Below are 9,153 nucleotides of genomic sequence, written 5' to 3'. Positions count from 1 at the left end.
TTACGCTTAAAAAAAGAAATTTTAGAAATGGAACTAAAATTAAAAGAAGCAAATAGAGAAAGGTAAAATGTATTTTTTATTTGTTTAAAAAATTTAATTTATTGTTTTTATGTTAAAATTATTATAATTTAAAAAAATAGATAGGAATTAAAGATATGGAAATAATATCATTAAAAAATATGACAAAGAAATATAGTCCTAATATTGGTTGTTTTGATATTAATATAACCGTTAAAAAAGGAGAAGTTTATGGTTTTCTTGGACCCAATGGTGCTGGCAAAACAACTGTTATTCGCCAAATGGTTGGATTTATTAAATCAGATAATGGAACAAGCACTATTTTAGGTTATGATGTGTGAAAACATACTAAAAATATTATGAAAGATTTAGGCTATTTAGCTGGTGAAGTCAATTTACCAGAATATATGACAGGAATTGGTTATTTAAAAACAATTTCTGAAATTAGAGGGAATGTTGATTGAAAATATGTAGAAAAACTAATTGAATATTTTGATTTTGATCCTAAGCAGAAAATTAAAAAAATGTCAAAAGGAATGAAACAAAAAGTAGCTATAATTAGTGCTTTTATGCATAAGCCAAAAGTATTAGTTTTAAATGAACCAACATCAGGATTAGACCCCTTAATGCAACAAAAATTTGATACATTAGTTAAAAATTCACAAAAAAAAGAGGCAACAATTTTTATGAGTTCCCATGTTTTTAGTGAAATTGATAATACTTGTGATAAAGTAGCAATTATTAAAAAAGGTAAAATTGTATCAGAAGCTAATATTAAAGAAGTTAAAAATAATGCTGATAAAATTTATGAATTAAAATTTATAAGCATTAATGATTATGATAATTTTATGAATAAAAAATGAAAAATAATTGATACTAATAAAGTAACAAAAATAATAAAAGTTGAAATCAGAAACAATAGTATAAATAATTTTTTAAAAGAAATAACAGATTATCAGTTAGAATATTTTAAGGAATTACCATTTAATTTAGAAAAACATTTTATTAAATTTTATGAAAAAGAGGTAAATTTCAATGATTAATTTTAAGTTTGTAAAATCACAGTTTAAAAATATAATTATTCCAATGATTATTTTTTTTGTTTTATTTTTTGTTCTTTTAATTCCTTCTTTGTTTTGTAGTACGTTTGCTCCAGCTAAATACATTTATCATTTTGAAAATGGTTATGGTGGAAGCTCACCACTTTCTGCATCTCAAATATTACCATTGACTTTATATGGAATCCCTGCTTTTATATTAATTTTTAGTTTTGGAATTATTTTAATCCATATTTTATTAGTTAAAGAAATTGATCGTGGTTATATGGCATCATGGTTAACAACACCAATGTCAAGAAATACCATTCTAAATTCAAAATTATTTCTTATTTTAAGTTCAATTTTAATTTTAAATATTACAATTTTACTTTTACAATTAATTTTCTTTGCTGCAATACAACAGGATTTTAACAAACAAGTACTAGGAAATGTTGTATTAACAAGTTTTAGTTTTTTATTTTTGTCTTTATTATAAACATCAATTAATTTTGTCATTATGGTCTATTTAAATAAATCATCCGTTGCAATAACAGTTGCAGCTGGAATATCCACTTTTTTTGTAATTTGTAATATTTTATTTAATTTATCACTAGTTATTGAACAATTAAAATTTTTTAAATTTATTCAATATTTAACAATTACATCATTTTTTAATGTTTCATTTGAGTTTGATGTTAATAATCTAACAAAAGAAATTTCAAATGATACTCCTGATGGTTATATTTATGCAACGTGAAAACAAATTAATGCTTTAAAATTTGCTTGACAATTGCCAATTATGTTGATTGGAGCATCGGGATTATTTGCTTTAGGAAATTGAATATTTATTAAAAAAAGTTTATCATTATAATTTATTTTAAAAAATATAAATAATAAAAAACAGTAATTAAGGTTACTGTTTTTTATTTTGTCAAAATAGAAGGGAAAATAAAAATGTATGAAAAAATTACTTAGTTTTTTAGCAATATTTTCGTTTTTATGTACAAACACAGTGAATTTGATTAGTTGTGGTAATATTGCAAATAATAAAGCACATTTATATCCTAATTTAGAAAATGTTTTAAAAGTTAATTTAGAAACAAATATTGATTTAGAAAAAATGTACTTGCCCCACCCTGTTTTAATCCAACAGCGAGGATATAAAGGAACTTTTTTTAATCAATATAAGACAGATACAATCAAAAATTTAACCAATGCTTTTTTAAGCAAAGCAGATAATAATTTAACAATTAAATTTAAAACAGAATTTAGCACTTTTCAAAAACTACAAGGTTATTTAAAAATAGAACAACAAAATTACTGACAAAATTTATTGAATAATATTTGTCAACAATACCAAAATAATTTAAAGCAAATTATTTTATTGTTTTATAATTTTGTTGCTAATATTTGAAATAAAACAAATATCAGTGAAATTTTACAAAAAATAGAAATTAAAAATGTGATTGATGGTGATAATAATGTCTTAGGACAAACAAATAATCACCAAACTATTTTGATAAACAAAAAGGTTTTATCTTGTGCGTTTGAAAAAACAATAAATAGTAGACTTCTTGCATTACTTGTTAAAAAATTGCAAATATTTGTAAAAAAGATACTAATAGAAAAATATAATTTTAATTAATTATGTTTTTTATTTAAAAATTTAATATTTTTCCACAACGAAAAATTAATTTATTATTTAAATTATTTAATTTTAAATAAATATTTTATGTTAAATATAATAATTGTAAATTATAAATTGAGGCAATTAAATTAAATCTTAAACCAAATCTTTTTCTTCGATTACGATATTTTTCTGTAATAATTTTAAATTTTTTAAGAATAGCAAAAATATTTTCAATAATAATTCTCATTTTTGAAACTAGTCTATTATATTGCTTTTGTTCTTTGTTTAAAGGGTTTTTCTTTGTTTTCTTTGTAGGTATTAGAACATTATTGTGATTTTTTTGTATTCCTTGATAACCACTATCAACTATTAATTTGGTATTTTTTAAAATTGGGATTTTTGATTCTTTAAATAAAGCATAATCATGTTTTTTTCCGAGCGAAAAACTTGTTGCAATAATTTTTTTGGTTTCTTGTTCGATAATTACTTGTGTTTTGATCGTGTGTTTTTTCTTTTTACCAGAATAAGATTGTTTTTGTCTTTTTTTGGGCGTTGGATTGGAGTTTCGGTAGCATCAATAATAATAGTTTTATCATTAAAATAATCATTTATTAGTGCTTTTTTACCAGCAAGTTGTTGAAAATCAGAGTTTTTAATTAAAATATCTTCAATTCACTTAATATTACGATAACAATTAGCCTCACTAATATCAAAACTTTTACCAAGATGAAAATAAGTCTGATATTCTCGTCAATATAATAAAGTCATCAATAATCTATTTTCTAATGATAATTTATTAGTTTTACCACCTTTTTTAAATTTTTCTATTTCAGCAACTTTTAAAATATCTAACATTTTATTAAAAGTGGATTTTTTTATTCCTGTTAATCTTAACCATTCTCTATCATTAAGAGTATTAAATTTATTATTGTTCATATTTTTATGTCCTCATAAATTATATTTTATAATAATATTTTAATAAAAAAGGGTATCGCAAGAAGTCTAGTGAATGACACAAAGGACAATTTACAACCAATAACTTTCTGCATATTTTAATCCATGAATTAGGACATATCTTTTATTTTTATGATTGAGAAGTATTTAAAATCAATCATATTTTTTATTTAAAGCAATTTTTAGAACAAAAAATTAATAACTTAAATAATTTTTCAGAGCTAAACAAAGAAAAAATATTAAAGATATTTGCCAACAGTAATTATGGATTGAGCGATGATGACGAGTTATTGGCAGAAGGATTTGCATATTGGTTATTAACAAAACAAAGTATACAAACAAAAATATGAGAATTTTGAAAGGAATACTTTACAAGTTATTTACCACAAATAAGAGATAAAAAAAGAAAGGAAGTGTAAATAATGTTAAACACAATAATCGGAATGATGGGAACAATTGCTGTAATTAGTTTGTTTGGTTGTTTATGAAAGTTTCTTGGTATTAAATTGAAAAAAATGAAAAAACAAATTGAGTTAACAAAATACAAAAAAACTTGCCGAATAATATTATATGTTAGTATAAGTTGTTTTTTGTTATTTTTGTTGGTAATTGGATTATGGTTTGGATTAATATATCCAACTTTGAAATAAAATGAAAAAAATATTCATATTTTTAATACTTTGTTTTAGAATTGGCAATTTTTTAACTGGGATATATTTTTTCTTAACAAATTCAATATATTTAATTAAAAATTACAATACGAGTGAATGATTAATTTGATTTGTTATTATGCCAATTCATTTAATACTTTTTTATTTTATAGACTGAATATTATATAAAATTAAAGATTTTATATAATTACATTTTTTAAAACAGAAAGGAGGAATAAAATATGTGTGAAAATTGTAACAAAAACAAAATATGTCAAATAATTAGATTAGGATGTACAGGACATCATTTAGAAAAAAATGATAAGATAGTTAGTGGAAAAGTAATTAAAATAAAACTTTGTAAAAGTTGTTGAATATTTTTTACAAAGTTTGTTAATGAATTTAAATTATCATTGATAGTTGATCAACTTAATCATTATGGTCCGTTATTTCAAAATTACTAATATTTGTTATTCCAGATTTCATAAATTCAGAAAATGAATTTGCATAATATCTGCCACGAGGTCATTCACCTGCGTGGTTTTTATATTTTAATAAAAATTATTTTTTTAAAACAGAAAGGAATGACTTAATGAACTGAAAAATTGAACTTATAACAATAATTATATTATTTATAATAACTATTGTATTACAAATAATAATTGGATTTTTAGGTTATAAAAAAGAGATTGATTCAAAAAATTTATTTATTTTATTAATATCATCAATTTTCTTTTTTATTTTTGCTATTATAATTTTTGCTATCGTAGATATTATTTTAGGTTTTAATAGTTAACAAAGTTTTTACTAATAAACAGAAAGGAGGTTATATGTTGTGAAAAAGATTATATTATCATGTTTATTAACATCGTTGATTGGTGTAAGTGAACCACTTATTGTCAAATCATCCATCAATGATAATTTTTTGTTTCTAAAACAAGAACAAGTTATCAGTAAAAATGCAAAGAAAAGTTTTAATCCAACAGCACCAAGTTTTACAAAAAATATTAATTGAAATGATGATATTGATGTCGAAACGGGTGGAACTTGGGGTGGTGATTATACACAGAAAGTAGAATCATCATATTATTATGTTAATATATTGGATTATGCTAGTAGTTGAAATGATTTTAAAAATAAATACAAACAGATTAAAATTGATTTTGAGGGTTATGTTGCTCACAATCAGGCGGCTACGGCAAATTATAATGCTTATCACTATATCAATCTAAATGAAATAAGTGGCATAGCAAAAACAGAACAAATTTTTAATCACTATCAAGGTTATACCCAAAATGAAGAATGAGGATGAGCAAATGTAAGATATCAATTAGAAAATAATGATTGCATTAAAATTGATTTTTTGGTTTATGCACGAGCGAAAAACGGATGAAATTCAAGTAATACCTGAGCGAAAACATGATTAAAAGTTAATGAACTAATTTTTAATACAAGTTTTAGTTTTAATGATATGAAAAGTAATTTAACAAGAGAACTAAATAAAGAATTTAGTTATTATTCCAATATTGATAATAATCCACAAAGTTCACATAATTGAAACCAAATTAAGGAACAAATGGATCACAAAATCAAAAAAGCACTAAATGATAATAATAACCAAGGATGAATTGATTTTTTAAACCCAAATTATCAGTTAGAAAAAAGCAATAATGGTTATTTTATAAAAACAATAATTAACATCCATAATAATCAAAGTGGTAATTATGAAATGTGAGAATTTAAAACACCATTAAATTTTGATAGTGATTATAATATTTTTAATGCTAAAAATAGAATCGAAAACGATTTAAACCAAACAATTATTTATCAAAGTGATACATCAACCAATATTTTAGATGAAAGTAATTGAAATGCAATTAAAACTATCTTAGATAATAAAATATTTAGTATTTTAGGAAAAAAAGGAAACATAATCGAATGAAAAAAACTTATTAAACCTAATCATGCTTTAATAAGAGAAAACAATGATTATTTTCTTAAAACAAGTTTTAATATTTTTAATTATTTAACAGAACAATGAGAAAATTGAGTTTTTAAAACAAAACTCAATTTTTCATTAAGTGCAAAATATTGAAAAAGCAAATTACAAGAACGAATTTTAATAACCCCAGGAAAAATTAGTGATAAAAATGGAGTTGCAATGATTAATGATATTGAAGAAGTTATTAATAACGGTGAGGGAAAGGAAAATAAATACAATAAAGGAATAATAAAATATCATACAACAACATTTTTTCAATACATTGAACCAAAGGAAAATAACAATGATCCAGATTATGATATTGTTAAAATAAATGGGGTTAATTTAAACGCTGTTAATGGTTTATACACATATACTTTTGATGATAAAGAAAAAGTTAATAAATATGAAATTGAAATTATCCACCGACCAAACCCCAAAATTGAAGGAGATGTTGGTGGTAATTTTAAGTTAACTATTTTAATTGAAACAATTATCCCATCATTACAATTAAAATTAATGGGATGAGGGCCAAAAAATATCGACTATGAAAAACTAACAAGTGAATTTATTAAAGACCCCAGTAATGAAAATAAAACAATTAAAAACCCTAATTATGATCAAGAAATTAATAAAGAAACAGGAACTAAAAAACAATTAATATGAATTCGCCATCAATCTAACACTCCATTCCCGTTAGATCCAGTTGACAGAGATGGAAATTTAATAAAAAGTAGCAGTATTAATGATTATGATATTGGTTATTTAGCAGAAGCGAGTGCAGTCGGAGCTGGATTTGAAAACTTTTACAATAATGACAACATTGAAAAAGTTATTCGTTATTTATCAAATGAAAATTTAGAGACTAAATTTGAAAATGGCTATCAATTAGAAAAAAACAAAACGGGAGATGTTAATACTAGTGCTGGGTGATTTCATTTTATTATTCAACAAAAACGCTTTAATGATTTAAACGGAAATACCCAAACACCATTTTATCAACACAAATTTATTTATGTTGATAAAAATAAAAGTTCAAATTATGGATATTTTTTAAATTCAGTTAATAACCAAAATGCTAGTGATTTTTGAAACACAACACAAGGAAAACATTTAAAAAATTATATGATTAACTATAAAAAGTGAAATTCAGATAATGATTTAACAAAATTAACTTATGAAGCGGTTTTATCATATTGACGAGACTATGTTTCTGATATTCGTAATCATTTAGCAGTCAATGAAAGTATCAATAATTTTAAGTCGCTAAATGATTTAAATATTAGTGCTTTGAAAATAAATGCCAAAGATATTAAAACTATTAGAAATAAAATTGAAAACTTTGTTTGACAACAAATAAATAATCTTAGTTTATTAGCAACAATAAACAAAGATTATATTATTCAAATATATAAAAATAGCCAATGACAAAAATTAACTGATGATGATTTAAACCAATTAATAACTAATCAACAAGAACAAACAAAAGAAATAATGCTAAAAATCAAAGCACTAAATACATCAATGTTGTTAATTGGTGAAACAAACCAATTTAAAGTTATTAACAACTTAAATTATGATGAAAATAAAGTCATTGATTTAAGTAAAATTAAGTATCAAAATCAAGAATATAATTTTAAAGATAAAACAAAAGATAATATTTTTAATAATTATATTATGGAATATATTAAGCAAGGTTTTAAAATTAATAAATTAGATGAAATCTTAAAAAAAGATATTGATTATCAAATATCATTACAAGGATTAAATGGCCAAAAGATTAATATTAATGATAATGAATTACAGGAATTTATGAAAAAAATTCAAGAAAATAAATATAGTGAATTAAAAATTACTATTTATGCTTTAGATAATAGTTTAAAAGCAGTTGGGAATATTTCAGTTTTTGAATTACAAGCCCAAAAAGAAAATGATATGTATCGTTATTATGATTTTAACTTTGGAATTTATAATTGACAAGAAATAAATAACGGTGGATTATTCCCTGATGGACAATGATGACAAGCCCAATATGAAAGTTGTAATTGATATAATTTAGCATGTCATATAAAAAATGCCGCAATTTGAGTTGTAAATAATATTCCGGGTGTTAAACAAGTGAATGAGTTAGCAAGTGGAGTTGGTAAAATTTTTCAAACAATATATAGTTTTTTTAGTCAAACATTTGANGTATGAAAATTTAGTCCAGCATTATATANCACAATAACAAATATATTTTTATTAATTATNTTTATGAAATTTGTACGATTAATTTAAAAAAGGACTTNTNNGTCCTTTTATTNTTTTCAATCNNTNATTNNNCCTGTNTNNTTATTAATTNNTGGTATTTTAGGTTTACCGTTTCCGTCTCAACGATAAATTGATTTATATTGATATAAATGTCATTTTCCTTCTCCTTCAATTCCTTTTCAATCTATAATATTTCAGTTTGTTTTACTTCCAAAAATACCAATATAAGTTTTACCGGTATTTCCTTCATCAATAACATCTGTTATTAACTTTCAACTACTATTTTCTGGTGGTTGTTGTGGTTCTGATGTAGGTTTATTACCCCCATTTTCATTGTTATTTGGTTTCTCACAACTAATTAATGTTGTTGTACTTGTTGTTGTTAATCCGATTACTCCTAAAATACTAAGTATCTTTTTCATATAATTTTTCCTTTCTTTTAAAATATTATAATTATTTTAACATTTTTAGTTGGGTATTTGATATATTTTATAAATTAAAGATAAAATTAATTTTTATTTACCACAGTTTTTATCGCCAATATTTATAGTCATTCATTTATCATCTATTTTTTGAGTAATAAAACTACAATTTTTACATTTTTTTAAATCTTCGTCTAGGTTTATTAAGTTA

The 9,153-nt window shown here is 22.6% G+C and carries 8 protein-coding genes and 1 pseudogene; 7 read left to right on the top strand and 2 right to left on the bottom strand.

Annotated features, from left to right (window positions below; genetic code table 4):
- Positions 1-155: 155 nt before the first annotated feature.
- The 4 genes from TS70_RS08145 to TS70_RS05110 all read left to right on the top strand — a co-directional run bounded on the left by TS70_RS08145 (position 156) and on the right by TS70_RS05110 (position 2,700).
- Positions 156-1,061: an ABC transporter ATP-binding protein gene (locus TS70_RS08145; protein WP_198049610.1), complete on the top strand. Its 906-nt coding sequence runs from the start codon at positions 156-158 to the stop codon at positions 1,059-1,061.
- Positions 1,054-1,551, top strand: coding sequence for a hypothetical protein (locus TS70_RS05120; RefSeq protein WP_198049609.1), 498 nt, complete (start codon positions 1,054-1,056; stop codon positions 1,549-1,551). The genes TS70_RS08145 and TS70_RS05120 overlap by 8 nt, the downstream gene beginning before the upstream one ends.
- A 21-nt stretch (positions 1,552-1,572) precedes the next feature.
- On the top strand, positions 1,573-1,926 hold the full coding sequence (locus TS70_RS05115) for a hypothetical protein (RefSeq protein WP_198049608.1): 354 nt from the start codon (positions 1,573-1,575) through the stop codon (positions 1,924-1,926).
- Positions 1,927-2,013: 87 nt separating this feature from the next.
- Entirely contained in the window at positions 2,014-2,700 is a 687-nt protein-coding gene (locus TS70_RS05110) for a hypothetical protein (protein WP_198049607.1), read from the top strand.
- 85 nt (positions 2,701-2,785) lie between these two features.
- Here the strand turns inward: TS70_RS05110 and TS70_RS05105 are convergent.
- Positions 2,786-3,621, bottom strand: a protein-coding gene (locus tag TS70_RS05105) for an IS5 family transposase (RefSeq protein ID WP_105628856.1) whose coding sequence is annotated in 2 segments (ribosomal slippage) — positions 2,786-3,225 and positions 3,225-3,621 — 837 coding nt in all. Because the reading frame shifts where the segments join, the coding sequence is not laid out codon by codon here.
- 910 nt (positions 3,622-4,531) lie between these two features.
- Here TS70_RS05105 and TS70_RS05100 point away from each other — a divergent pair.
- The 3 genes and pseudogenes from TS70_RS05100 to TS70_RS05090 all read left to right on the top strand — a co-directional run.
- Positions 4,532-4,753 carry a hypothetical protein gene (locus TS70_RS05100; protein WP_198049606.1) on the top strand — a complete coding sequence of 74 codons (222 nt, stop codon included), beginning with the start codon at positions 4,532-4,534 and terminating at the stop codon, positions 4,751-4,753.
- A gap of 128 nt (positions 4,754-4,881) precedes the next feature.
- Entirely contained in the window at positions 4,882-5,085 is a 204-nt protein-coding gene (locus TS70_RS05095) for a hypothetical protein (protein ID WP_198049605.1), read from the top strand.
- A gap of 2,967 nt (positions 5,086-8,052) precedes the next feature.
- Positions 8,053-8,547 (top strand): annotated as a pseudogene (locus TS70_RS05090) (spiroplasma phage ORF1-like family protein); the annotation flags it as partial.
- A 20-nt stretch (positions 8,548-8,567) separates the two neighbouring features.
- On the opposite strand, the gene TS70_RS08670 reads toward TS70_RS05090, so the two are convergent.
- The gene (locus TS70_RS08670; protein ID WP_198049604.1) at positions 8,568-8,942 is read right to left on the bottom strand and encodes a lipoprotein; all 375 of its coding nucleotides are present in this window, start codon (positions 8,940-8,942) and stop codon (positions 8,568-8,570) included.
- Between the last annotated feature and the right edge of the window lie 211 nt (positions 8,943-9,153).

The sequence above is a fragment of the Spiroplasma sp. hyd1 genome (assembly GCF_016082235.1).
GTDB lineage: Bacteria > Bacillota_I > Bacilli_A > Mycoplasmatales > Mycoplasmataceae > Spiroplasma > Spiroplasma poulsonii.
This window is presented reverse-complemented; position numbering and strand designations above follow the sequence as displayed.